The sequence below is a fragment of the Bacillus alkalisoli genome, from assembly GCF_002797415.1.
In the GTDB taxonomy this organism is placed as follows: Bacteria; Bacillota; Bacilli; order Bacillales; family Bacillaceae_I; genus Bacillus_CD; species Bacillus_CD alkalisoli.
This window is the reverse complement of the sequence record NZ_KZ454944.1, coordinates 3,626,422-3,653,166: the sequence shown is the minus strand read 5'-3', so window position 1 is coordinate 3,653,166 and position 26,745 is coordinate 3,626,422. Positions and strand designations below refer to the sequence as shown.

23 protein-coding genes and 1 riboswitch are annotated in these 26,745 nt (G+C 37.6%); of the genes, 21 read left to right on the top strand and 2 right to left on the bottom strand.

The window, feature by feature from the left end:
- Positions 1-1,200: a helix-turn-helix domain-containing protein gene (locus tag CDZ89_RS18140; RefSeq protein WP_096155785.1), complete on the bottom strand. Its 1,200-nt coding sequence runs from the start codon at positions 1,198-1,200 to the stop codon at positions 1-3.
- Between the two features lie 123 nt (positions 1,201-1,323).
- On the opposite strand from CDZ89_RS18140, the gene CDZ89_RS18135 reads away from it, so the two are divergent.
- The 3 genes from CDZ89_RS18135 (at position 1,324) to CDZ89_RS18125 (ending at position 5,095) form a co-directional block, all read left to right on the top strand.
- Positions 1,324-2,616: an MFS transporter gene (locus CDZ89_RS18135; RefSeq protein WP_096155784.1), complete on the top strand. Its 1,293-nt coding sequence runs from the start codon at positions 1,324-1,326 to the stop codon at positions 2,614-2,616.
- Positions 2,617-2,827: 211 nt separating this feature from the next.
- Positions 2,828-3,823 carry a DUF3231 family protein gene (locus CDZ89_RS18130; RefSeq protein ID WP_100334183.1) on the top strand — a complete coding sequence of 332 codons (996 nt, stop codon included), beginning with the start codon at positions 2,828-2,830 and terminating at the stop codon, positions 3,821-3,823.
- Positions 3,824-4,003: 180 nt separating this feature from the next.
- Positions 4,004-5,095 carry a GGDEF domain-containing protein gene (locus CDZ89_RS18125; protein WP_100334182.1) on the top strand — a complete coding sequence of 364 codons (1,092 nt, stop codon included), beginning with the start codon at positions 4,004-4,006 and terminating at the stop codon, positions 5,093-5,095.
- Positions 5,096-5,154: 59 nt separating this feature from the next.
- Here CDZ89_RS18125 and hmpA read toward each other — a convergent pair whose 3' ends face one another.
- A complete protein-coding gene (gene hmpA / locus CDZ89_RS18120; protein WP_100334181.1) occupies positions 5,155-6,393 on the bottom strand; it encodes an NO-inducible flavohemoprotein in 1,239 nt (412 codons plus the stop codon).
- Positions 6,394-6,691: 298 nt separating this feature from the next.
- On the opposite strand from hmpA, the gene CDZ89_RS19825 reads away from it, so the two are divergent.
- From CDZ89_RS19825 to CDZ89_RS18040, 18 genes are all read left to right on the top strand, one after another.
- Complete coding sequence (locus CDZ89_RS19825) at positions 6,692-6,835, top strand: hypothetical protein (RefSeq protein ID WP_157842795.1); 144 nt, start codon at positions 6,692-6,694, stop codon at positions 6,833-6,835.
- A 14-nt stretch (positions 6,836-6,849) separates the two neighbouring features.
- Positions 6,850-7,317, top strand: a complete 468-nt coding sequence (locus CDZ89_RS18115) for a cytochrome c oxidase subunit II (protein ID WP_100334180.1) — start codon at positions 6,850-6,852, stop codon at positions 7,315-7,317.
- Positions 7,318-7,329: 12 nt separating this feature from the next.
- Positions 7,330-9,009, top strand: coding sequence for a cbb3-type cytochrome c oxidase subunit I (locus tag CDZ89_RS18110; protein WP_100334179.1), 1,680 nt, complete (start codon positions 7,330-7,332; stop codon positions 9,007-9,009).
- Positions 9,010-9,385: 376 nt separating this feature from the next.
- Positions 9,386-10,087, top strand: a complete 702-nt coding sequence (locus tag CDZ89_RS18105) for an SCO family protein (protein ID WP_319830048.1) — start codon at positions 9,386-9,388, stop codon at positions 10,085-10,087.
- Positions 10,084-10,638, top strand: a complete 555-nt coding sequence (locus CDZ89_RS18100) for a hypothetical protein (protein ID WP_100334177.1) — start codon at positions 10,084-10,086, stop codon at positions 10,636-10,638. The genes CDZ89_RS18105 and CDZ89_RS18100 overlap by 4 nt, the downstream gene beginning before the upstream one ends.
- Positions 10,639-11,000: 362 nt before the next feature.
- Entirely contained in the window at positions 11,001-12,167 is a 1,167-nt protein-coding gene (locus CDZ89_RS18095; RefSeq protein ID WP_096155776.1) for a TraB/GumN family protein, read from the top strand.
- 150 nt (positions 12,168-12,317) lie between these two features.
- On the top strand, positions 12,318-12,446 hold the full coding sequence (locus tag CDZ89_RS20340; protein WP_264755098.1) for a hypothetical protein: 129 nt from the start codon (positions 12,318-12,320) through the stop codon (positions 12,444-12,446).
- 67 nt (positions 12,447-12,513) lie between these two features.
- Positions 12,514-13,920 (top strand): protoporphyrinogen oxidase, encoded by a 1,407-nt coding sequence (gene hemG / locus CDZ89_RS18090; RefSeq protein ID WP_096155775.1) that lies wholly within the window; start codon positions 12,514-12,516, stop codon positions 13,918-13,920.
- Positions 13,911-14,141: an excisionase family DNA-binding protein gene (locus tag CDZ89_RS18085; protein ID WP_096155774.1), complete on the top strand. Its 231-nt coding sequence runs from the start codon at positions 13,911-13,913 to the stop codon at positions 14,139-14,141. Before hemG ends, CDZ89_RS18085 begins: the two co-directional genes overlap by 10 nt.
- A 315-nt stretch (positions 14,142-14,456) precedes the next feature.
- Entirely contained in the window at positions 14,457-15,452 is a 996-nt protein-coding gene (locus CDZ89_RS18080; RefSeq protein ID WP_157842794.1) for a BMP family ABC transporter substrate-binding protein, read from the top strand.
- Positions 15,453-15,479: 27 nt separating this feature from the next.
- Positions 15,480-17,279, top strand: a complete 1,800-nt coding sequence (locus CDZ89_RS18075) for a sensor histidine kinase (RefSeq protein ID WP_100334176.1) — start codon at positions 15,480-15,482, stop codon at positions 17,277-17,279.
- A gap of 543 nt (positions 17,280-17,822) precedes the next feature.
- A complete protein-coding gene (locus CDZ89_RS18070) occupies positions 17,823-18,950 on the top strand; it encodes a D-TA family PLP-dependent enzyme (protein ID WP_100334175.1) in 1,128 nt (375 codons plus the stop codon).
- 62 nt (positions 18,951-19,012) lie between these two features.
- Positions 19,013-19,120, top strand: a riboswitch (TPP riboswitch).
- Positions 19,121-19,229: 109 nt separating this feature from the next.
- Positions 19,230-20,231: an ABC transporter substrate-binding protein gene (locus CDZ89_RS18065; RefSeq protein WP_096155770.1), complete on the top strand. Its 1,002-nt coding sequence runs from the start codon at positions 19,230-19,232 to the stop codon at positions 20,229-20,231.
- A gap of 19 nt (positions 20,232-20,250) precedes the next feature.
- A complete protein-coding gene (locus CDZ89_RS18060) occupies positions 20,251-20,544 on the top strand; it encodes a thiamine-binding protein (RefSeq protein ID WP_096155769.1) in 294 nt (97 codons plus the stop codon).
- On the top strand, positions 20,544-21,311 hold the full coding sequence (locus CDZ89_RS18055) for an ABC transporter permease (protein WP_096157012.1): 768 nt from the start codon (positions 20,544-20,546) through the stop codon (positions 21,309-21,311). The genes CDZ89_RS18060 and CDZ89_RS18055 overlap by 1 nt, the downstream gene beginning before the upstream one ends.
- Positions 21,308-22,042 (top strand): ABC transporter ATP-binding protein, encoded by a 735-nt coding sequence (locus tag CDZ89_RS18050; protein ID WP_100334174.1) that lies wholly within the window; start codon positions 21,308-21,310, stop codon positions 22,040-22,042. The genes CDZ89_RS18055 and CDZ89_RS18050 overlap by 4 nt, the downstream gene beginning before the upstream one ends.
- Before the next feature lie 514 nt (positions 22,043-22,556).
- The gene (locus CDZ89_RS18045) at positions 22,557-24,299 is read left to right on the top strand and encodes an ABC transporter ATP-binding protein (RefSeq protein ID WP_096155767.1); all 1,743 of its coding nucleotides are present in this window, start codon (positions 22,557-22,559) and stop codon (positions 24,297-24,299) included.
- A complete protein-coding gene (locus CDZ89_RS18040; protein ID WP_096155766.1) occupies positions 24,280-26,070 on the top strand; it encodes an ABC transporter ATP-binding protein in 1,791 nt (596 codons plus the stop codon). Before CDZ89_RS18045 ends, CDZ89_RS18040 begins: the two co-directional genes overlap by 20 nt.
- The last annotated feature ends 675 nt before the right edge of the window (positions 26,071-26,745 follow it).

Sequence of the window (26,745 nt, the reverse complement as noted above, 5' to 3'; positions counted from 1 at the left end):
TCACTCCTTCTTCACTATCTCCAATACGTCCATGCTGAATTTTTTGTAAAGCGAAGGCGGTATCGACTTGAAATTCTCAACAGAATTTTCTGCTAATCTAACAGCCTCTAATGTTTCTCCAAATTCATACTTTATCAACGCCTTATAGCAATCAATCACATAAAAGAAGGATAAATCAATCGGATGATGAATATCTGGTGGCACGACTTTTTCAAAAGCTTCTAACGCCTCTTCATATCTACCTAGATAAAATAATGCTTTTCCACGCTCTAGTACAAAATAAGGTTCATACAAGACTGGAATAGCAGCTAATGAATTATCCGCGACTTGTAAAGCTTTTTCATACTCCTTCTTTTCTGAAATTAAAGTCATTATATTTAACAAATGATAAAACAGTATGCTAGAAGCATGGTCAGCAAATTCTCCATATTGTCTTAATTTTTTTAAATAATATTCTCGCTTCTCATGATTTTCTGCAACCATTGAATACGCTGCAGCTAATCTGTATAAATCATCCACTAAGTAAAAGATTCGCTTTTCTCTTGAGAATTGAATTGCTCGCTCCATCACTTCCGTAGCATTCTCTTCTTTTCCTACCGCAAAAAGTAGTCCAGCCTCATGATAATCGAGCTCTAACTTTGTTAATGGTTCCAAGTGTAAATGCTTCGCTTCCAGTTCTTCTCTTTCTTTTACAAAAATGTCCAATGCACCTTGGTAGTCATGCTCCACAAATTTTGTTGTCGCCCGGAAAATACCTATAGAAGCCCGGTTGGAAGAAATATTAAGCTCATCAAAGAGCTTTGCTGCTTGATCCAAATAAGGCTGCCACCCTTCTTTTTTTTCCCAATACATAGCGTAACTATATAATTCAAGCAACCGCGCCGCTTCATAACCTTGTGAGAGGTCTTCTACTGAAATAAGATCCAATAATTTTTTATACTTCACCTCTTTATCTTCACTACTAAACAGCTTTTCCGCCTGATCTAACATATCTTGTACATGTTCTGTATTGGCCCCACCGACTAACTCAGCTATATCCACTTCCAGCTGCTCCGCAATATAAGTCAAACTTTCCATCGATGGCTGTGCTTTATTATTTTCAATAAGGCTTAGCATACCTTTCGTTAATTTTTTTCCTGCTAGCCCCTCTAATGTAAGCTTTTTCTGCTTTCTCAATTTTCTTATCCGTTCACCAAGCATGTAACGACAACTCCTTATAATGCCTATTTGTTTAATTATATTAAACTTTTTGTTGAAATGGAAGTAAAGAGTATGGTATGATTTGTTTAATTAAATTAAACATTTAAATAACGGGGTGTTTTCATGAGTGAAGAAATGAAGATTAGAAGAGCCACGTATCACCTTTATACATTTATGATTAGTAAGTTAACATCAACTTTTGGTGCGCAAGTGTATACATTCGCGATTAGCTTCTACATCTTACAACTAACAGGATCAGCAGCGAGTTTTGCCATAAATTTAATTTGCGGTATTTTACCACGTACGATTGTTGGCCCATTCGCAGGGGCCATCATTGACCGCTACTCCAAAAAGATGATTGTCATCATCGCCCAAATAGCAACCACCTTAACAATTGCCGGACTTCTTATCGTGACCTTAACACAAGGTTTATCCTTAATATCAATCTATGTTACTACGAGTATTCTATCTCTTACGTCCACGTTTTCTGGAATTGCCTTTACATCTTCTATTACAGCTTTAATTGATAAAGGAAGAATTCAGAGAGCAATGTCTTTAAACCAAATGGCGGTATCATTTGCCTCAATAGGGAGTCCTGCAGTAGGTGGGATGTTATACGGTACGGTTTCTATCCCAGTTTTCCTAATCATTTATATTGTTGCCTCTACCATTGCAGTAATTCTCGAATCCACTATGGATTTCAAACTTTTTGCATCAGTGAAAGATAACATTCACGACAAAAAAGAAACAATGTGGCAAAGCATGAAGGCGGGGTTAGGATATTTGAAATTGCAACCAATCATTTTAGTTATCATGTGGCTAGGGCTAATGGTTAACTTCTTGTTTGGTGCATTTGAAGTAGGATACTCGTTCATTCTTATTGAAAAGTTAAAGATAGAAGCGCAACATTTCGGATTTACACAAGGAGCTTTTTCGTTAGGAATGATTCTAATGTCCATATACTTCTCGATTAGAAAAGAAATCCGTTTTCCGATGCTAGTATCAAAGTGGGGTATCGTCTCAATAGGATTCATTATCGCATCGGTATCCATCCCATTAGTTCTAGATTTAAGCTATGGTCTTATCGTTGGCTTTTATATGATTCTTATGTTTACTTTTGGCTCGTGCATAATGTTAATAAACACACCGTTGCAAGTGATGCTGCAAAAAACAATCGATGATGACTACAAAGGCCGTGTATTCTCCATCATTGAAACAATGTCAATGGCCTTAATGCCACTCGGAATGGTGTTATACGGATTCCTTTACGATATCCTCCCAGCTCAATGGGTACTTATCGTATCAGCAGTTCTTCTTATCACCCTTACACTTATCCTAGCAAGGCCATCTGTTGTACGCACTTTGCACCCTGAACTAGAGCAGGAAACTAAGCAAGTGTTGAAGAGTGTTGGATGAAGGTTCAAAAAACCAGTACCTCCTCCGTGTCAAGGAGTAGGTGCTGTTTTTTTTATGTGCAGATAAGCTTCATCTCCTATATGAAGACCACCTTGCACGAAATATTTGCCCGAGATGAACTTCAGTTCCTTTATATAATTCATTTTGCTTAATAATCTTCCCTACTAGTGTAAATACTAATACCAATGTTATTTACTAGGAAGGTGAAACAATGAACAAGAATGAGATCAACTTAACCGCAACGGAAATGAGTTATTTATGGTCAGCATATCAAAGTCAAAGTTTAAATAGATGCTTATTGAAGTATTTTGATGAAATAGTAGAAGACGAAGAAATAAAGAAAGTTAATACACAATCGTTACAACATTGTGTGTCCTATTTAGAAGAGATACGAACCATCTTTGATGCGGAAAACTTTCCAATCCCGATTGGTTTTTCAGTTGAAGAAGATGTTCATCTTAACGCGACAAGGCTTTATACCGACCCGTTTATTCTTTATTTTCAATGGTTCTTTGGTAAAGGCAACTTAACATTTGGTTCCGTTGCTCTAAACACATTAGCTCGGGAAGATGCTTTCACTTTCTTTGAAAGGTTTATTCGAGAAGGTGTACAAACGTTAAGGTCATCAAGAGAACTACTGTTAAATAAAGGCCTATGGATACGCTCGCCATACATACCTGTTCCAGAAAACGTCGATACCGTGAAACGAGAAAGTTTTTTCGATGGCTGGATCGGGGAGCAACGACCACTTGTAGGTGTGGAAATAGCGAATCTTTTCTACAATATCCTTACAAACTCTATTGGAGTCGCATTAATGAATAGCTTTATCCAAACAACAAAAAACAAAGAGTTAAAAGCGTACTTACTTAGAGGAAAAGAGATTGCCTTAAAACATATTGACGTTCTATCAACTTCCCTACAAAAAGAAGAATTGCCTGTGCCGTCTGCTTGGAATGCAGGTATTACTGATTCTAACGAGGCGCCTTTTTCTGATAAACTTATTTTAAACTTAGTTTGTTTATTAAATGCCCAAGGTGTATCAAATTACGGTGTTGCGATATCTACAACGATGAGACGGGATTTAGGTCTTAATTTTAATCGTTTGTCAGAAGAAGTATTGAAATATGCAGAAGACGGAACCGAGATACTAATTAAATATGAGTGGTTGGAAAGTCCCCCACAAGCCCCTAGATATAATGGAAAGTAAATGGGTGAGTCTTTCAGAAAGTTTTTAGCCTTTCTGAGAGACTTGCCCTTTGCTAATTTAATTAATGTTAAATATTAACAATTTCACCATTATTTTTCCACGATAGATTGGCTTAAGTTTCCCTGATATGATACGTTTCTCTAGAAGTTTATTTTTTGTATTTATACTGGAGTGTTTTATATGTATGAAGCTATACAATCGATCCTGACCAACATAGCAATTATTTTTGTTATGCACCTATTTATTAATCTATTAATTGTAAATAGAGAGAATTTAACACGTCCTATTCTATTTCCTGTCGGTATCATTTCTATTACAAGCTTAGCCGTCATAAGCATTATGTACTTTCCCATTCATTTCGGAGAATTTCGCTTTGATTTGCGATTAATCCCCCTTGTTATTCTAGGTTTTAAATGGGGATGGAAATACGCTATACCAACGTTAATCATTACGGGCCTTTGGCGTTTAAATATAGGAGGAGAAGGTGCCATTCTTGGAGTGATTTTCGGGATGACGTTGCCTATTCTTGTTTCCTTACTATTTCATAGATGGAAGAAAGCTCAATTAAGTATAGCTACAGTTCTTTATATAGTTACATTCGCGTGGCTTGTGTCAGATGTGCCAATGATTTTTATTTTGCCGGATGGATTTACTTTTTTTACAGAATATGCATTTTATCGATATGTTTCCTTGTTATTCACAACACTTGCTCTTGCATTTTTTATTAAAAGCGCAGAAAAAGAAATAGATCTTAAGGAACAACTTAAATTCTACGCAGAACATGATTCTTTAACAGGATTATATAATGTTAGACGTTTTGAAAAAATGGTGCAATTGACACCTAAAAGTAAGAAAGAAGAAAGAGAATACATCGCAATGTTGGACATTGACCATTTCAAGAAAATAAATGACACGTTCGGGCATATTAGTGGAGATATAATATTAAGAAGATTTTCAGAAATTATTTTAGAGCATACGCTTGAAAAAAATAAACATTCAATTGTCGGAAGATATGGTGGAGAAGAATTCATTATCCATGTTAAAGGGGAAAATGAAGAAGAAATCCGAAATTTTGCCGAGTCATTAATAAAAAAAGTTGAAAATAGTGAATTTCTAACGAAGGACTCTACCGTCATACGAGTCACTGTTTCTATCGGATTGGCAGAGTTAGACAAAGAAGATAATTTATATAAAACAATTGCCCTAGCTGATAGAGCGTTATATGAAGCGAAAAATAAAGGGCGTAACCAATACATAATTTGGAATAATTAATTGATGGAAAAGTTAGAGGAACAGTACACTAAACACTGTTCCTCTTGTTTTTTATAAGTTTAGTTCAATTGATCCGCAGGACCAAAAAATTCAAAATGAACTTTCTCAGTCGGTATTCCTAAATCTCTCAATGACTGATTAACAGATTTCATAAACGGCACAGGGCCACAGAAGTAGAAAGTGCCATCGATGTTTTCACCAACTACCGATTTCAACCACTCTTTGTCTACAAAACTTTCTTTATCAAATTCACCTTTTAAACGGTCTTCTTCTGTCGGCTTTTCATAGCAAACAAAATAGTTAACATTTTCATTTGCACCAGCTACCTCTTTTACATGCTCATGCATCGCGTGCGTGTTACCGTTTATTGCTGCATGTATGAATGTAACTTTACGCTCAGGTTGTTTTTCCGCGATCATATTCAGCATACTAATCATCGGTGTTAATCCAACCCCGCCACTAATTAATACAACAGGCTCGTTACTATTAACGTCTAGCACAAAATCTCCAGCTGGTGCAGTTACCTCAATAACATCTCCAACCTGAATGTGTTCATGTAAGAAGTTAGACGCAACACCACCAGGAATGTGTTCCGCACCTTCTTCACGTTTTACACTAATGCGGTAGTAGTCTTTTCCAGGTGCATCCGATAAGCTGTATTGGCGGATATGTGTGTACTGTTCACCTTCGATTTTGCAACGAACGCTAATATATTGACCAGGTACGAAAGAGGAAATAGCTTCCCCATCTTTAGCTTTTAAGTAGAAAGAAGTAATAACATCGCTTTCTATTACTTTCTTATCAATAACAAATTCTCTAAAGCCATTCCAGCCACCATTTAGTGCTGCAGCTTCTTCATACATTTCTTTTTCCACTTGAATAAATACATCTGCAATCACTCCGTACGCTTTACCCCAAGCATCAATAATTTCATCAGTAGCAGCCTCACCTAATACATCTTTTATCGCTAAAAGAAGGTGTTTTCCCACAATCGGGTATTGTTCTGCTTTAATTTCTAAACTTCTATGTTTATGTGCAATCTGTTTTACAACAGGAATAATTGCTTCTAAGTTCTCAATGTATTGTGCAGCCGCATATACCGTATTCGCAAGTGCTCGTGGTTGCTTCCCTTGCTTTTGGTTCGCGTGGTTAAACACATTTAGTAATTCCGGGTGGTTCATAAACATCATTTCGTAAAAGCGTTTTGTAATTGCTTCCCCGTGTTCTGCTAAAACAGGTACAGTCGACTTTACAATTTCAATTGTTCTTGCATCTAAAGCTGTTGTAGAAGTTGTCATTCAATTACCCCTTTTCTAATAAATAAAATTCATATATGAAAACATTTATATTAAATACATCTTTAATTCTAATACTTAAACATTTAAAAGCAATATATAAAATACACCTTTCGAAAAGTGTTCACAATTGTAATTGGTAAATGTAGTTGAATATGTAGTGGAAAATGTTGCTATAATAAGGGTTTTTGATCTTCTAAACCTCCTCTCCAATAAACAGAAAAGTGTGATTAAATTCACTTAATTGAAAGGGGTTCTCAGTTAAGATGAAGTTGACTAAGAGATTAGGAGGTTGATTAGGATGGAGATGCCAAAGGTTGACCGCGAAACGAAAATAGTCCAAGAAAATGAAAGAATAGGTACGTGGTTTTCAGTTGGGGTAGTGGCTACCGTTATTTTACTCACTTATGTTGGAATATTCTGGCTTTACATGGAAAGAGTTTAAGGGAGGTCAAAGTCATGAAAATGCGTTGCGATGAAGTAGTGTGGTTAGTGGTAAGTTTCGGAATTTTAATTGGAGCAATGTTCATTACTGGTTACCAAACGTTTGCATTAGGAATGGGGCCGCCGAGTGGAATGGAAACGATTGATCCACAAAAAGTGGACGAAACAGCACCGTTCGATAATCCTGGACTAAAGCAAATTGGTGACAACGAATATGAATTAGTCATGACATTACAAATTTTTAGTTTTACCCCTAATAACATTGAAATTCCAGCCGGTGCAACCGTTCATTTTATTATGACTTCTAAAGATGTTATTCACGGTATTCAAGTGGCAGGTACAAATATGAATGCGATGGTAACACCGGGACATATCCAAAGAATCACGCAAAAATTCGACACTCCTGGTGAATATTTAGTTTTATGCAATGAATATTGCGGTGTTGGTCATCAACTGATGGCAACAACCATCACGGTGAAATAGGAGGCGAGCATCATGGAACCAGTCATATCTTCAAATATAAAAACGAATTGGAAAACGACGTTACAAATACCTCTTGAAGATGCGAAGATAACCAAGTCGTTTTTGAGTGTAGCTTTTATTGCATTGTTAATCGGAGGTATTCTGGGATTAGTACAAGGACTGAATCGCGCGGGCCTTTTAGAAATGCCAACATGGTTTAGTTATTATCAAGTGTTAACCGCACACGGTGTTTTGCTAGTTTTAGTGTTAACCGCATTTTTTACAATCGGTTACTTTTATACAGCGATTTCTCACACATTAGGTGGACTTATTCCTAAAGTAAGAAAAATGGCTTGGATTGGTTTTTGGATGCAAATGGTCGGACTGGTCATGGCTGTTATACCAATTTTGTTAAACAAAGCAACCGTACTATTTACCTTTTATCCACCAATGGCGGCATCTCCATACTTTTATATAGGATTAGTGTTCATAGTACTCGGCATTTGGATGTGTGCTTTCGGTGTTTTTCTAAATGTTGCCCATTGGCGTAAACAAAATAAAGGCAAACACTTGCCGATTCTTTCTTACTTTGCAACAGGTGTTTTTGTCCTATTATTTTTCAGCAGTGTTCCAGTTGCGTTAGAAGTTTTCATGATCATCCCATGGGCTTTCGGTTGGGTCGAAACCATTAACGTTATGTTAAGTAGAACGCTATTTTGGGCGTTTGGTCATACACTCGTAAATATATGGTATTTAACAGCAGTTTCTGCTTGGTATGTAATCGTACCAAGAGTAATCGGTGGAAGAAGATTCAGTGACACACTAACTCGTGTTGTTATCATTCTATTAGTAGTACTGAATATTCCAGGTGGTTTCCACCATCAAATCATTGACCCTGGTATTACAGAATCAATCAAATTTATGCACGTATTCATGAGTTTAGCGATTGCCTTCCCATCGTTAATGACAGCATACGCAATGTTTTCTGTTTTTGAAAAAACAGCTCGAAGAAAAGGTGGTAGAGGAATCGTATCTTGGTATAAGAAGTTACCTTGGGGTGACGTCCGCTTCCTGGCTCCGATGATCGGTATGATCGCATTCATCCCAGGCGGCGCAGGTGGTATCGTCCAATCTACGAATCAATTAAACCAAGTAGTTCATAACACATTGTGGGTAGTTGGACATTTTCACCTAACAGTAGGAACGACAGTCATATTAACTTTCTTCGGTATTAGCTACTGGTTAATTCCGTTCGTTTCAGGTCGTGTATTAACACCTAAGATTAATAGACTTGGAGTAATTCAAACGTGGATTTGGACCGTCGGTATGGTGTTCATGTCTGGGGCTATGCATTGGGTTGGTTTATTAGGGGCACCTAGAAGAACTTCCTATACAACTTACTTCGAAAATAGTACGGCATTGAGTTGGGATCCATATTTATTCTTCCTTGCAATCGGTGGAACGTTACTATTTATCGGGGTTGTGCTTCAAGTGTATAACGTATTCCATTTAATGTTCTTTGCTCCAAAAGGAAACACAGAATTCCCAATTGCAGAACCAGAAGAAAATAGTGCGAAAACGCCATATTGGACAGAGCGTTGGGGGAATTGGGTTATTATTCTATTATTCCTTGTGGCGATGGGCTACGTCATACCGTTAGTAGAGTTTATCCAAAATGCACCGCCTGGTTCTCCACCATTTAAAACGTGGTGATCCTCAAGACCGGTTTGACCAGTTCGAGAAAGAAAAACGGTCATGAAAAGAGTCCTCAAGACCGATTAGACCAGTTCGAGAAAGAAAAACGGTCATGAGAAAGGTCCTCAAGACCGGTTTGACCAGTTCGAGAAAGAAAAACGGTCATGAGAAGGGTCCTCAAGACCGATTAGACCAGTTCGAGAAAGAAAAACGGTCATGACAAGGGTCCTCAAGACCGATTAGACCAGTTCGAGAAAGAAAAACGGTCATGAGAAAGGTCCTCAAGACCGGTTTGACCAGTTCGAGAAAGAAAAACGGTCATGAGAAGGGTCCTCAAGACCGATTAGACCAGTTCGAGAAAGAAAAACGGTCATGACCAGGACTATAACTGTAAGTGTCATCATTACTAGCATTCCAATTAGCGATAATTTGCTTGTTATTAAAAGGAAGTGAAGTCATCATGTACAACGACAAATATACAAGAAAAGCTATTATTCTAATACTCTTATTTGGATTAGCCTTGTTTTATTTCGGCACAGACGGCTTCACGGCCTTTACGGCAGAAAAAGCGAGGGTCAATGGCTTGCTTTTGGATAAACCGAAGTTTCCGGAAGTAGTATTGGAGGACAGTAAAGCAAGGGTGTATCCATTTTCACACTTCGAAGGGAAATATGTGTTCATCACCTTTTTTTACACGTACTGCCAGACGGTTTGTGTGGAGCTTGAGATGAATATGGGAGAAGTGTATAGGCTGTTGCCAGAAGAGCTCCTTGGTGAAGAGGTTGTATTTTTAAGTATTAGTTTTGATCCGATAAGGGATGAGCCTTCGATTCTTGCGAGATATAGCGGTTATGTGAAAAGTGACGAGGAAACGTGGAGAATGGCAAGGATTAACGATGAAGATGAACTGAATGAATTGTTGAAAAGGTTTGGTGTCATTGTCATACCTGATGATTACGGGAACTTTGCTCATAACTCGGCGTTTTATGTTGTAAATCGAAACAGGTATTTAGTGGATGTATTAGATTATAAGAAGCCGGTGGAAGCAGAGAGCAGAGTGATGTCTCTTTTAGGCGAGGAGGGGATGAATAGATGATGGCTTTCTTTGGATTTTTGTTATTCATCTTGCTTATCTTTCCTCCAGTCGCGGATTTAATGGAGTCCATCATGATTGTTCATATGCATATGCAGATGCCGTTGCTCGTAATTGCTGGTTTTTTAATGGGCTCGTGGTTTCAAAAGAGGTTTCCTTCTTTTTTTGCAAAATGGAATGAGGATGGTACTCCAGGCATTTTGTTGTTTTCTATTGTGATGGCGTACTGGCTTTTACCACGGACGATGGATGATGCTTTAACGTCGTGGGCCGTTCAATGGTTTAAATATATTGGTCTTCCATTATTAGCTGGTGTGCCGTTACGAGATAGTTGGCTAAAGTTGAGTAGGAGAGTTAAAAACGTTGTGTGGACTGGGTTTTCCGTAACTTTCAGTGGGATGGGGATGTTATATACATTATCCCCTGTGCAGTTATGTAATAACTACTTATTGTCTGAACAAATAACCCTCGGTTGGGGCTTTATTACGATGGCAATTTGCATGGTTATTTATTTAGCATATGTGCTTTTTGTAGATGCGAGTGATTATGAGTAAGCCTTCCTTTTGCAGGGAGGTTTTTTTATATATAACAATAGAGTATAAGTTCTAATGACAGACTAGCTGTTGATTGGACCGCATATCGTAGACACCTGCGGGAGAAGCGGGAAGCGGGAGACCCCACAGACGCGAATGCGTCGAGGAGGCTCCCGGCCCGCCCGCGGAAAGCGAAGATATGCGCGGAAATCAAAAGCGGTGTTTAACAGAGTGTTTGTAAAAAAACTTTGTTAATTCTTCTCCTTTCCCGCTAGAAAATGGTAGAATGAATACAATTAGTTATGAAAAATGTACAAGAGAAAACTTCATATTTATGATTTCAAAAATAACGATGAAATTTATTCATATAAAGGAAGGTACTTATGTCTGAAGAAAATATCACTCGGTTACATGTAAATGGCAAAGAGATTATTTTAATCGGTACCGCACACGTTTCGAAAAAAAGTGCAGAGCAAGTAAAAGAGGTTATAGAAGCAGAACAGCCAGATTCCGTTTGTGTAGAGTTAGATGAGCAAAGATATCAATCTATTATGGACGGCAACAAATGGAAAGAGATGGATATATTTAAAGTTATAAAAGAAAAGAAGGCAACGTTATTACTAATGAACCTTGCTATATCTTCGTTTCAAAAGCGAATGGCGAAACAAGTTGGTATTAAACCTGGACAAGAAATGATACAAGGTATTGAGTCTGCCAAAGAAATTGGTGCAGAGCTTGTGTTAGCAGATCGAAATATTCAAGTGACGTTTTCTCGTATTTGGAATGGAATTGGCTTGTTCGGAAAAGCGAAGCTAATGTTACAAATTTTTTATAGCATTTTTAGTAATGAGACAGTTTCAGAAGAAGAACTGGAGAAGCTGAAATCGAAAGATATGCTAAATGCGATGCTAAATGAGTTTACGGTTGCTTTTCCAAGATTGAAAACACCTTTAATTGATGAGCGTGACCAATATTTAGCGGAGAAAATTAGAAATGCACCAGGAGAAAAAGTAGTAGCTGTTTTAGGTGCAGCGCACGTACCTGGTATTACGCAAGAGATACATAAAGAACATGATTTGAGAAAGTTAACAGCGGTACCACCGAAATCACCGGCACCGAAAATCATCGCGTGGATGATTCCAATCTTGATACTATCTGTTATTGCTTATACGTTTTACGCGAATCCTTCAGCAGGAATGCAACAAACGATTAGTTGGGTATTATGGAACGGTTCCTTTTCAGCATTAGGGGCGGCAATTGCGATGGGACATCCTCTTGCTGTATTAACGGCGTTTGTGGCAGCGCCAATTACATCGTTAAACCCGCTTCTAGCTGCCGGGTGGTTAGCAGGGCTAGTACAAGCATTTATTAGACGACCAAATGTAGCGGATTTTGAGACGTTGGCGGAAGATGTGTACAGTGTAAAAGGGTTTTGGAATAATAAAGTCACACGCATCTTGCTTATTGTTGTATTGGCGAACTTAGGAAGCACGCTAGGTACAATTATTGGTGGAGCGGATGTAATAAGGTTGTTTTTAGAGAATTTGTAGGTTTTGTTGAACTTTTAACCTAAGTGAACTACTTGTTTTATAAGGTGAGCCATTTCCTCTGCTGATGCAGTGAGGAGACTGGCTTATTTTTTGTGAGTAGAGTGATTAATCAGATTCGAATAAATTGGTGGGAAGTGGCTCGATTGACTTTTGAGAGGAGGGCAAAGTGACCGAAGCAGAGGCAAAGTGACCGAAGCGAGAGTGGAAGTGACCGATTCAAAAGCCAAAACACCAAACCAATCCCCATTTCACCCTTTTGTAACAACTGCCATTCCATAACTAGACACCTTTTATGGTATCATTTAGCTATCATTTAAAAGAAAACCTAAGCAGAGGTGTAAATATAATGAAGACAGTATTAGTTATAGGCGGAGGAATAACTGGTTTATCAGCACTTTATGAATTACAAAAATGGAAACTGGAAAAGAATGAAGACGTGGAGCTAATATTAGCAGAAGCGAGCGACACATTAGGTGGGAAAATTCGCACCGTCAAAACAGATGGATTTGCAATGGAAGTTGGAGCAGACTCTATCGTTGCGAGAAAAGCCATCTCCATGCCATTCATAAAAGAACTAGGCTTAGAAAGCGATATCGTTTACAACGCAACAGGCGTATCTTTCTTATATACGGAAGGTGAACTCAAACCCATCCCAGCAGACACCATCTTCGGAATCCCTATGAGTGTCGAATCTTTACGCAACTCTACCCTTATCTCAGCAGAAGGTAAGGAAGAAGCATTAAATGACCTCCACACAAAAAACGAAACGTTTACGAAAAATGATTCGGTTGGCGATTTTCTAGAGCACTTTTTCGGTAAAGAATTAGTTGAAAAACAAATCGGGCCAGTTTTATCAGGTGTGTACTCTGGCACACTAAAAGACCTAACCATCGCAGCGACTCTTCCGTTTTTAATTGATTACAAAAACGAATACGGCAGTATCATTAAAGGGTTAGAAGCCAACAAGGAAAAGTTCCAAAGTAAAAAAGGGAAGTTCATTTCCTTCCAAGACGGGATGAGTGCCCTCATTGATGCATACGAAAGAAAACTAGAAACAGTCAACATCCATAAAAACCATAAAGCGGTTCAAATAGAAAAGCAGTCTAACCAATATAAAGTGACTTTTGAAAACGACACCCACATAGTAGCGGATCATGTTGTCTTAAGTATCCCACATACAGCTGCTGTGCCATTACTAAAAAATCAAGATTTAAAAGAGGCATTCGCAAGCTTCAAAAACAGTTCGTTAATAAGTGTATATTTAGGCTTCAATGTTCCAGACAGTATTTTACCTGAAGATGGCACAGGTTTTATTTCAACAAACTCAGATAATGTCTTATGCAATGCTTGTACATGGACAAGTAGAAAGTGGGAGCATACATCAGACAAAGGAAATCTGCTTGTACGTTTATTCTATAAGAGCTCAATTCCATCCTTCCCAGCTTTAAAGCAAATGAACAAGTCAGAAATACTACAAGTTGCTTTAAAAGATATAGAGAAGAGCCTTGGAATAGAAGCACAACCAGTTGTAAGCGAAGTAACGGATTGGGTAGAAAATATGCCAACCTACCAAATTGCACATCCGAAAGATGTAGCAACGCTTGAAGAAAGACTAAACCAAGAATACCCAGGGGTAATACTAGCAGGCTGCTCCTACTACGGTGTAGGAATTGCTGACTGCATTGAAAACGGAGAACAAACAGCAAACAAGATCGTTTCTAAGTGGAGGGAAGAGTATAAAGAATGTATTTAACAATAAAAGAAACAGCCGAATACTTAAATTTCCCTGAATACTATATTGAAGAATTGATCCAACATAAAAAAATTCGAGCAGTCTTTGATGGAGAACAATACTTAATCAACAATTCTCAATTCAAACTGCATAAAGAACAAGTAGAAAAAGGCAAGCGAATATTAGAAGAATACATGAACGAACCAATTCCAGAAGATATAGATGTAAAAGACGAAGATTAAAATAAATAAAAACAGAAGCCACCAGTGAAGGATGCTACTCTACTCATTGGTGGCTTCTTTTCATTTTAGGTTAATATCATAATCTCGTTTCGTTTAGTGAAAAACGTGATTATGTATAGTTGATATTGTGGTATGTTCTAAAAAAAGATAAAAACCTTACAAATACTAGTCCTTACTCGTTTATCAGCTAGTATTCAGTATTCATACATTAAATAGATACTCTTAAAAAATATCGAAAATTGTAGCAATATGCCACAAGTATTAGGTACAATGAAACTAGTATATACAAACACTAGTAAGAGGAGTGGAAAGTCTATGCCTCAACAAAATAAACAACTTAGATGGATATCCATTTTTACATTCCTTATACTTTCAGCACTCATGCTATCAATCATCATAAAAGTGAACAATATATTGACCGATAAGACGGCAACGAAACCAACCACACATGTATCCATCCTTACGTCAGACGTAATAGCAGACCAAAGTTGGGGGAGCCTTGCCTACAAAGGTCAGTTAAAGATATTAGAACGCTTTCCAGTTACTATCAGCTTATATGCCGAATTAAATTCCACGGTGAAAATAGAAGAAAAAGTAAAAGAATCGATTGAGAACGATGTGAAATTGATCATAGGTCAAGGAAGAGAGTTTTCGCCTATTTTTGAAAGATTCGCTTCCTTGCACCCAGACACTCATTTCGTCACGATTCATGGAACAGCAACGCAACCTAACCAAACAGTATACACCTTTAATCATGGTCACTTAGAATATTTTGCTGGAACAACAGCAGCGATGAAAACATCGACCAATAAAGTTGCAATGCTCGATCCTATTGATCTAAGTAATATGCCGAACTATTTCGAACAGGGGGCAAAATCCATTAACGAAAATATAGAATTTCGTTATGAAGTCATTCATACACGAGATGATGGAAAAAAAGCAATTGCTTCCATGCAAAAATTAATAGAGGATGGCTATGATGTTTTCTTTTCAAAAGGAAATGCATTAAATCGTGATGTTATTGACTATGCAAAAGATAAAAATGTTTACGTAATCGGTTATATTGAAGACCAACGTCATTTAGGACCAGAAGTAGTTCTTACAAGTATCGTAAATGATATTCCGGGCGTGTACGAAAAAATAGTAGAGGACTTCTTAAGTGATGAAGGCATCCCGCAAGGTCGGGTCATGTTAACCGAAAATGACAACATCTTTTATTTGGCACCATTTGGACCAATGTTTTCAGAAGAAGAATTAGAAAAAATTGAGCATGAAATTCAGAAGTATTATGAAACAGGTTGGCAACTATAGAAGATGCAATAAGACGGGGGAAAAGGAATGATGAGAGGAATAACCAACGGAATATCGCTTAGAAGTAAAATATTAATAACTCTCCTAAGCATAACGCTTTTGCTTTCCACCTTCTCTTTAATTTTTGTTTATTTCATAGAAAAAATAAATGATATTACGAACGAAATGGATGAAAAAAGTATTCCCGAGTTGATTTGGATCAAACATTGGGAAGAAGAAATGTACGTAAAGAAGTTTTTAGCAGAAAGTTATGTGAACGGTGCCTATTGTTGTAATTTTATGGAATCGTATAAACTTATTGATGAAGATGTCGTGGACTCCATTAAAAAAGAATATGAATCCCCCCCATCCACTTTAACTCCATTACAAATGAGAGTTAATCTTAATAACTTCATGATTACTAATGAAGTGGAAAACCTACTATTATATGAGAACGAGGTCGGGGCAAAAGCATTTTTACAAAATACATATATTCCTGAAGTAATTTTACTAATGGATGAGTTACAAGAATCAAAAGTACACACATTCCAATCTTTACAAACGAAAACATCTAACATCCCAGTTATTATAAAAAACTCTTTATGGATATTAGTATTCATTACTATTATAAGTATTATTTTATCTGTATACGCTTCTTATCGTATAAGTGCTAGTTTGACAAGGCCTGTAGAAAAGCTGGTGGATAAAGTAGACCAAATTTCTAACGGTCAATACGGTTTAACCGTCCCAAGAGTAAAGCAAATTGAATTGCAAAATTTGTCTAACTCTATTAATCAAATGTCTTATAGTTTAAAAGAATCATTCCAAGCTATATTAGATGAAAAAATGTATCATGAGCAAGTTCTAAACTCTCTACCTGTAGGTATCGTCTCTATTGACAATAAGAATACAACGTACACATTAAATACGACAGCTAAATCTTTGTTAAATATAGACAAAACAAAAGTGGAGAAGCTTGTCCGTAAAGATGCTACGAAAAACGCAATGTTTTGGGAGATGATTGTTTCAGATCACGAATGTCAAAATAAAAAGGTAACGTATGAAACAGAAGATAAGACTTACAATTTATTAATGTCCCATTCCAAACTATTAAACCAATTTAATCAAGAGATTGGTAGAATTGCCTATTTCGTTGATATTACAGAGATAGAAAAGCTAGAAAGAAGAATACAGCAATCCGATAAACTTGCATTAGTTGGAGAGTTAGCAGCAGGGGCGGCTCATGAAATTCGTAATCCACTTGCTGTTATACATGGTTTTATTTCGTTAATGAATCAATCTTTCAAAGAAGAGGAAAATGCACAATACCATATCCCTTTATTGCTAGGCGAACTAAATCGAATTAATGCCATTATCGAGGAGATGTTAATGCTTTCCAAGCCAGGTGCACCAATAGTGAAAACGAAAAAATTGGCATCTATTTTAGAAGAGATTTTACCTCTAATAAATGAGTCTGCAGAAAACGAATTGAATATTACATTGCATTTAAGTGAAGAGCCATTTCAAGTGGATCCGAAACAGATGAAACAAGTATTATATAATCTCATTCGTAATAGTAGTGAAGCGATGGAAGGTAAAGGTATGATTACGATCGAATCCTATGCGCATGAAGATAATTATGAGATTCTGTTTACAGATGAGGGACCAGGTATTCCTGAGAAAATAAAAGCAAACATTTTCGATCCGTTTTTAAGTTCAAAAGAATCAGGTACTGGGTTAGGTTTAACAATTGTTCAAAGAATTATAGAAAATCATAACGGTAGCATTGAGTTGCTATCGTCGTCCGAGTCAGGGACGACTTTCCGGATTATATTGCCTCTAACATAACAAAGGACTTACCCTGAATGGATGGGTAAGTCCTTTGTAAGTTCAATAAAGAGTCTAAAAAAGATTGTATGTGATATACCATTTACTTCCTATCTTATAGGGGATAAATGGTGTGGATAAACCTAGCTGTGTCACCGAAGAAAAAGCGTTTATTATAGTTCTGAAAAGTAGCGATAGAACTCAAAAAAGTATCGATGGAAAATAAAAGTATAGATAGAGGCCTTAAAAAGTAGCGATAGAACTTTGGAAAGTATAGATAGGGGCCTTAAAAAGTAGCGATAGAACCCAAAAAAGTATCGATAGAAAAGAAAAGTATAGATAGAAGCCTTGAAAATTAGCGATAGAACCTTGAAAAGTATAGATAGAGGCCTTAAAAAGTAGCGATAGAACATTAAAAAGTACATATAGAATTGCATAAAGTACCAAAAAGACAAGAAAGTCATACAAAAATGCCATCCAAAATTAATCTTCAACGCCAAACTTGCTAAACTCCCCAATGAAGCTTACCATTTTATTTATACGTAGAAAGGACTGATCGCCCTAATGAACCCATTAATCGGAAAATCAATCAGCCAACTAGACACTCCGTCATTACTAGTCGACCTAAAAAAGCTAAAAAAAAATATCCAAAATACAGCAACATTTGCACATAATCATAACATCCAATTAAGACCTCACATTAAAACACATAAATCCATCGAAATCGCTAAGCTTCAACTAGAAGCAGGTGCAGTTGGCATCACAACAGCTAAAATTGCCGAAGCCGAAATTATGGCAAAAGCGGGGATAAAGGATATTCTCATCGCTTATCCGATCTCAAGTCCTACTAAAATAGAACGATTAATAAACCTCCTCGCAACAGTGTCACAACTCAAAGTTTCTGTAGATAGCTTGGAACAGATAAAATTATTACAAAAACATCTAGAGAAAACGCCATATACAATAGAAGTTTGGATAAAAGTGAACAGTGGACTGAACCGTTGTGGTGTTAAGCCTGGTAAACAAGCACTTGAATTAGCACAAGCGATACTTCTGCTATCAAAGCTAACTCTTGGCGGCATCTTTACACATGCGGGACATTCGTATGCTGCCACTTCCCAACAAGAAATAGAAAAAATTGCTCTAGCAGAAGCAGAGGCGGTGTTAACTAGCGCGGCTGTATGCGAAAAAGCGGGGATAAAAATCAAAACGAGGAGTGTTGGCTCCACCCCTACTTATAAAATGGCTGGGGCAGTAAATGGCATTACAGAGGTAAGACCAGGCAACAGCGTTTTTTTCGATGAAATTCAAGTAGGCTTAGGTGTGACCGAAAGAAAAAATTGTGCGCTGACGGTGCTTGCGTCTGTTGTCGGAACGTATAAAGAGGAAGGTAGAATCATATTAGATGCTGGAAGCAAAACACTGTGCCTTGATAAAGGTGCACACGGAAACGCTTCTGTAAAAGGGCATGGGCACATCAATGGTCACTCAAACATAACAATCGAGCGGCTTTCCGAAGAACATGGTGTAGCAACGTTCAAAGAAGATACGGCTTTAACTTTAAACGACAAAGTCCAAATTATTCCTAATCATGCTTGTACGGTTGTGAACCAATTCAATGAGTTTTACGTACATGAAGATGGAGTAATTAAAGACTGTTGGAAAGTAGATGCAAGAGGAGCATCACAATAACATCATAATACTAGCTTAAATTCTTTAGAGTGATATAATAATACTGTTTCAAAAAGAGAATACTAAACATGTAGGGGGGCTAGGTAGGCTAGCTGAGATTGTGTCCGAAGGCACTGACCCTTGAACCTGATCTGGCTCATACCAGCGTAGGAAACATATAATCTACTCTAAATATGTTAAAACTATGCCTAGGTAAAGCAGTCCTAGGCTTTTTGTATGAGATGGAAAAGAAACGATACATACGTTTAGTACCTCAAACCAACATTGGAGGAATACAGAATGAAAAAATGGATCGCAATTTTAATGGCGTCAGTTTTGCTTGTAGGTTGTGGAAACGTGAACAACAACACAGCGCCTGCAGATAAGAACCGAGCGGAAGGGTTAAAGGAAGTTTCCGTTGTGTTAGATTGGACTCCGAACACGAACCATACGGGTCTTTATGTAGCAAAAGAAAAAGGTTATTTTGAAGAAGAAGGTTTGCAAGTGGAAATATTACTTCCTGGAGAAGCAGGGGCTGACCAATTAGTTGCAGCGGGCCGTGCGGACTTTGGTGTAAGCTATCAGGAAGCCATTACAGAAGCTAGAGTGCAAGGCATTCCAATCGTTTCGATTGCAGCAATAATCCAACACAATACATCTGGATTTGCTTCACCTGCAGAAAAAAACATTACATCACCGAAAGATTTTGAAGGAAAATCTTATGGTGGGTGGGGAGCTCCCGTTGAAAAATCCGTTATCGCATCCATAATGAAAAATGATGGAGATGCAGATGTGGAACAAGTACGATTTATTAACATGGGAGATGCAGACTTTTTCACGGCTGTTCGTCGTGACATTGACTTTGCTTGGATTTATTACGGATGGACAGGTGTAGAGGCAGAGTTGCGCGGGGAAGAAATTAATATGGTGTATTTAACAGACTATTCCGATGCACTTGATTACTACACACCCGTACTTTCTACCAATGAAAAAATGATAGATGAACAAAGCGATGTAGTTAGAGCGTTTATAAAGGCGGCTTCTCGTGGATATGAATTTGCAATCGAAAACCCAGAAGAAGCGGCAGAAATACTAATTGCTGCCGTACCTGATTTAGATGCGGAATTAGTAACAGCGAGCCAAAAGTGGTTAGCAGACAAATATAAAAATGACGCACCACGTTGGGGAGAACAAAAATTAGAAGTTTGGGAGAACTATGCACAGTGGATGATAGAAAACGATCTACTAGAAGGTGAATTAGATGCGGAAGCAGCGTTCACTAATGAGTTTCTTCCAGAGTAAGTAGGAGGAGAAAATAAAAATGGCAAATGCATTAGTAAGCATTCAAATCATTCCGAAAACAAAAAAAGGGGAAAACGTTATCCCTTATGTAGATGAAGCTATTAAAATTATTGAAGACTCAGGTGTGGCATATCGCGTAGGGCCGTTAGAAACAACAATGGAAGGCGATATGGCACAGTTATTTTCTATTATTGAAAAAATGAACGTGCGAATGATAGAGCTAGGAAGTAGCAACGTAATCTCTCAAGTGAAAGTCTTGTATCAGCCAACAGGCATCACGATAGGACAATTAACGGAGAAGTATGACGGATGATGAAAAATATTTTTACAAAAAGTTGGAGGCCATTTTTGGTTCTCCTTCTTTTGTTCATTTTATGGGAACTGGCTGTTACTTTTTTTGAAGTTCCAAAATGGTTATTACCAGCGCCATCGTTAATTTTTGCGGAAGCTTGGAACGGGTGGGTAAATTTTCAACCACATGTGTTATCGACCGTCCAAATAACAGTGTTAGGCTTTGCGATTGGAGCAAGCATCGGGATTATAACAGCAATCATTTTACATTTAATACCTATCGTTCGTGAATCCGTATACCCGTTGCTTATCCTTTCGCAAAATGTGCCAATCATTGTTTTAGCACCACTTTTAGTCATATGGTTTGGATTTGGGCTTTTGCCAAAAATGATTGTCATCACGCTCGTATGCTTCTTTCCCATTACAATCGCGGCACTAGATGGTTTTCGTCAAACAGCACCTGAACTAAAACATTACATGAAAATGGCTGGTGCATCGAATCGGCAACTATTTTGGAAAGTAGAATTACCGTACTCCTTACCTTCTATTCTTTCGGGCATGAAAATCTCCGCAACCTATAGCGTAATGGGTGCTGTTATTTCAGAATGGCTCGGTGCGCAGCGTGGGATTGGCGTTTACATGACACTAGCCTCTTCTTCATTCCGAACAGATCGCGTGTTTGTGGCCATTTTTACGATTATGATTATTAGCTTATTGTTTTTTGCGATAATTTTCTTGTTGGAGAAATGGTTCGTACGTTGGAAAGAAAAAGGTGGGGGTGAAAGATGAGTCATCTAGTCATGAGAGATATTACAAAATCGTTTGGAGAAAATAAAGTCATTTCTTCCTTGAATTTCACCATTGAAAAAGAACAGTTCGTCTCGATTCTTGGCCCTTCAGGTAGTGGGAAAAGTACCATTTTTCATCTTATTGGTGGAATACTATCACCAGATGAAGGTGCCATTTTTTTAAGTGGGAAAAACATTACAAACAAAAGAGGAATGATAAGCTACATGCCGCAATCCCCGGCTTTACTGCCATGGAGAACAGTGCTACAAAATGTGGTGTTAGGACAAGAAATCGTTGGTAAAGTAGATAAGGAAAAGGCTGAAGAGATGATTAAGAAGGCAGGTCTAGGTGATTATTTGCACGCCTATCCTCACGAATTATCAGGTGGAATGAAACAACGAGTTGCTTTTATTCGAGCACTTCTAAGCCCCCAACCTGTTATTTGTTTAGATGAGCCTTTCTCGGCACTGGATGAGCTAACTCGACTTGACATGCAAAAGTGGCTCATGAACATTTGGGAAAGCAATAGAAAAACCATTTTGTTTGTGACTCATAACATTGAAGAAGCATTGTTTTTATCCGATAGAATAATCGTTTTGTCTAACAAACCTGCGACCGTCAAAGCGGATATAGAAGTGCCCTTTCCTAGACCTCGTAAGGAAAAATTACTATTGGAGCCTACTTTTTTAGGTTGGAAAAGGAAGATTTATAATTCGTTAAAAGGTGAATAATAAAAAGTGGAAAGATAGTGTAGAGTCCTCTGTGCTATCTTTTTTAATTCGCCCCACGAAATATTTTCCGCAAAAAGTAATCAAACTATTTAAAAAATAATAAAAAAGGAGTATCATAGTTGTATATTAATTCGAGATTTTCGTATACCAAAACATCTTGCTACTAACTATAGTTGTGACTTTTAATATGGCTATGTTAAAGATTAGTGTTGATTTTAAATACAAATACCTGTTGATTGCCGTGCAAGGCTGAGACTCCTCGAAAATGCATACGCATTTCCTTCGTGCGATGTATCGATGCCGTAGCCTTCCTTGTCCTGCGGGAAAAGCGGGGAGCGGGAGACCCCACAGTCGCGAATGCGGCGAGGAGTAGGTTTTTTCACGACAGTGAAAATAACCTTCCTTTTTACCGCCCGCGGAAAGCGAAGCCTTGCACGGAAATCAACAGCGAACTTTAACTAAGCCTTTAATGTAAAAGCTAACACCTAACACCTAAAATGGGGGATTTTACATCATGGTTAAAATTTTATCTTTTTTAAAGCCATATCGGATAGCTGTGGCAATTGCTCTATTTTTAATGTTTGTGGAATTATTTGTAGAGCTATTTCATCCATTGCTAATGGCGAAAATAATCGATGACGGAATTATGCAAGGCGATATGTCGGTCGTAATGTATTGGGGAGGCATTATGGTTGGGCTTTCATTTGTTGCCTTTGCTGCTGGTATTATAAATTCATTTTTTGCAGCACACGTAAGTCAAAGTTTTGGATTTGACGTGCGAAATGCACTTTATAAAAAAATACAGTCATTCTCTTTCTCTAACTTTAACTTCTTCCCAACATCATCACTCATTACAAGGATGACAAATGATGTGACGCAAATACAAAACACTGTATTCATGAGTTTGCGAATTATGTTGAGAGCACCATTAATTATTATTGGTGGAGTAATCATGGCGCTCATTGTAAATGCAAAGCTTGCTTTCTTTTTAGTGATAACTGTCCCGATTCTATTTTTATTTTTATTTTGGGTATTCAGAAAAGGATCAGTATTATTCAAAAGCGTGCAAGAAAAGCTAGATTCAGTAAATAACGTAATGCGAGAAAATTTAGCAGGCATTAGACTTGTTCGAGCTTTTATACGCAAAAATCACGAAGGAAAACGATTCACAAAGTCTAGTGCAAGCTTGCAAAATGATACCGTAAAAGCTCTACGTTTAATGGAAATTACGATGCCGATTTTACTTTTGCTAATGAACTTAACGATTCTTGCTGTGCTTTGGTACGGGAATATTGGCGTTCAAAATGACCAAGCACGAGTTGGAGAAATTGTTGCCATCATTAACTATACAACTAGAATAACGGGTGCGCTGTCCATTTTCTCTTTTATTATCATGGCATTTTCTCGTGCTAAAGCATCTTCGCACCGTATTGTGGATGTTTTAGATGAAAACATAGATATTGTCGATGCAGAAAAAACAGATAAGACAACTGGCGGATTAACTGACATGACCATTAAGTTTGATGATGTTTCTTTCACGTATCCAGGGAGCGAGAGTCTTGTGTTAGAAAACATTTCATTTGAAGCAAAAAACGGGGAAACTGTGGCAGTTTTAGGCGCAACAGGCTCTGGTAAAACGTCACTGTTTCAATTGCTACCTAGGCTTTACGAAGCAAATAATGGAACGATTAAGATTGGTAAACATGACATTCAACATTTAAAGCTTGATACTTTAAGAAGATTAATCGGTTATGTTCCTCAAGAATCATTGTTGTTTACAGGTTCCGTGAAGGAAAACGTTGCTTGGGGGAAAGAAGACGCAACGATGGAAGAAATCATCGAAGCAACAAAAGCGGCACAGATTCATGAAACGATCTCTAAGTTACCGAAAGGCTATGATACGAAGTTAGGTCAAAAAGGAGTTAACTTATCTGGAGGACAAAAACAACGTCTTTCCATTGCAAGAGCGCTAGTTAGAAAGCCAAGAATTTTAATGTTAGATGACAGCACAAGCGCGCTAGATTTAAAAACAGAAGGAAAACTGTTAAGGGCTTTAAAGGATTACCGTTGCACAACTCTAATCATTACCCAAAAAGTGACAACAGCGATGGAAGCAGACTTAGTTTTACTTATGGATGATGGTCAGTTAATTGCAAAAGGAAACCACGAAACGTTAATGAAAAATTCCTCCCTATATCAAAAAATCGTCGAGTCACAGTTTGGAGAGGAGGATGCACATGTCAAAGCATTACAGTAAACCACCGGAAAAGAAAAAAGAAGTGCGCAACTGGTTTGGAACGTTAAAAAGATTATGGCGTTATTTATCAGCACGAAAAGGATTATTGACGCTCGTTCTGTTTATGGTAGTGATAAGCTCTGCTCTTGGGTTACTCGGCCCGTTTATTGTTGGAACTTCTATTGATAAGTATATAGTGAACCAAGATACCGCTACATTTGTGAAGGCACTTGTTGCGTTATTGTTCATTTACATTTTTTACTCGTTATCCTCATGGTTGCAAAACTATTGGATGATTGGGGTCGCTCAAGATACAGTGTTTGAAATGAGAACATCACTTTTTCACCATTTGCAAAAGCTTCCGATTCCTTACTTTGACAAACGTCAACATGGGGAATTAATGAGCCGTGTGACGAACGATATGGAAAATGTCAGTTCTACTTTAAACAGTTCGTTTATACAAGTTGTTTCTAGTATATTGACGATAGTAGGTACTGTTTCTGTTATGTTGTATCTAAGTCCTTTGCTAACGGTTATCACACTTACGATTGTACCTGTTATGTTTTTTGGGTTGAAATGGATTACGAATCGAACAGGGAAATTGTTTAAAGAAACACAAAAAAATCTCGGCGAGTTAAATGGTTACATTGAGGAGACCATTTCTGGCCAACGAATCGTTAAGTCTTTTTCTCAAGAAGAACGAGTGATGCGAGAGTTTCGAGAAAAAAGTACTAAATTGAAGAAGACAGCATATTGGGCACAAACGTTTTCAGGATTTATCCCGAAACTAATGAACGTATTAAATAACTTAAGTTTTGCTATTATTGCATTTGTTGGTGGGATCTTCGCCTTAAATGGTACAGCTGGAATTACTATCGGGGTGATTGTTATTTTCGCCGAGTACTCTCGTCAATTTACACGCCCGTTAAATGATTTAGCAAACCAGTTTAATACACTACTATCTGCAGTAGCAGGAGCAGAGCGAGTATTCGATGTGTTAGATGAAACAGAAGAAGCGGAAGATGAAAAAGATGCGATTAGCCTGCGTTCTGTTAAAGGAGATGTAACGTTTAACAACGCGACTTTCTCTTATGAAGAAGATGAGCAAACAATTCGCAATGTTTCATTTCGTGTATCTGCAGGTGAAACAGTTGCTTTCGTTGGTCCAACTGGAGCTGGAAAAACGACGATGATTAATTTGCTTTCAAGGTTCTATCAATTGGATAGTGGCGAAATTTATATTGATGGTCATGAAATTAAGTCGATTAAGCGAGAAAGTTTAAGAAGCCATATGGCGTTTGTGTTGCAAGATTCGTTTTTATTTGAAGGGACGATTCGTGAGAATATCCGCTATGGAAAATTAAATGCAACGGACGAAGAAGTGGAAGAAGCAGCAAAATCAGCCAACGCCCACTCGTTTATTCGGAAATTGCCAAAAGGCTATGATACAGTGCTAAAACAAGATGGAAGTGGAATTAGCCAAGGGCAAAAACAGTTATTGTCGATTGCAAGAGCCTTGTTGGCGGACCCGTCTATTTTGGTTTTGGATGAGGCAACTAGTAGTATTGATACGATTACCGAAGTGAAGATTCAAGAAGCGTTGCAACGTTTAATGAAAGGTCGAACTAGTTTTGTCATCGCCCATCGCTTAAATACAATCCAAAAAGCGGATCAAATTTTAGTGTTGAAGGATGGAGAGTTAATTGAGAAGGGATCGCATGACGAGTTGCTAGATTATGGCGGGTTTTATCATGATTTGTTTACGAGTCAGTTGAGAGAGATTGTTGGATAATGATAGTTTAAGTAAAGAAGATAGGCAATTCAGTTCCTGACTAGGCTGGATTGCTTTTTTCTGTTTAGATACATTAAAAAAGTTGCGTGATTGGGATTGAAACGCAAGAAGGTGAAATTGTAACAGAAACATAGTGGATTGAAACACAAGAAGCGAGGATTGAAACACAAGGAGCAAGGATTGAAACACAACCAGTGTAGATTGAAACACAAGTTGGACGTGCGAAAGAAATTGAAACAGAAACCATTAGGATTGAAACACAAGGAGCAAGGATTGAAACACAACCAGTGTAGATTGAAACACAAGTTGGACGTGCGAAAGAAATTGAAACAGAAACCATTAGGATTGAAACACAAGGAGCAAGGATTGAAACACAACCAGTGTAGATTGAAACACAAGTTGGACGTGCGATAGAAATTGAAACAGAAACCCCCATGATTGAAACACAAGTAGAAAAAATTGAAACACAAACTAAGCAGATTGAAACACAAAGCAGATATCTCCTCGCATCGAAAGCAAATAAATCAACTGTAGTAATAAACTCCCCTACTCTCCAATCTTGTCGAAAACTTTTTCCTCTTAATTTGTCCTAATTAATACTTTTTCGCTTGCCTAGTTTGTATATATAAACTATAATCTCTAGAGAATATGTAATATTCTGAAAAATAAAACTAT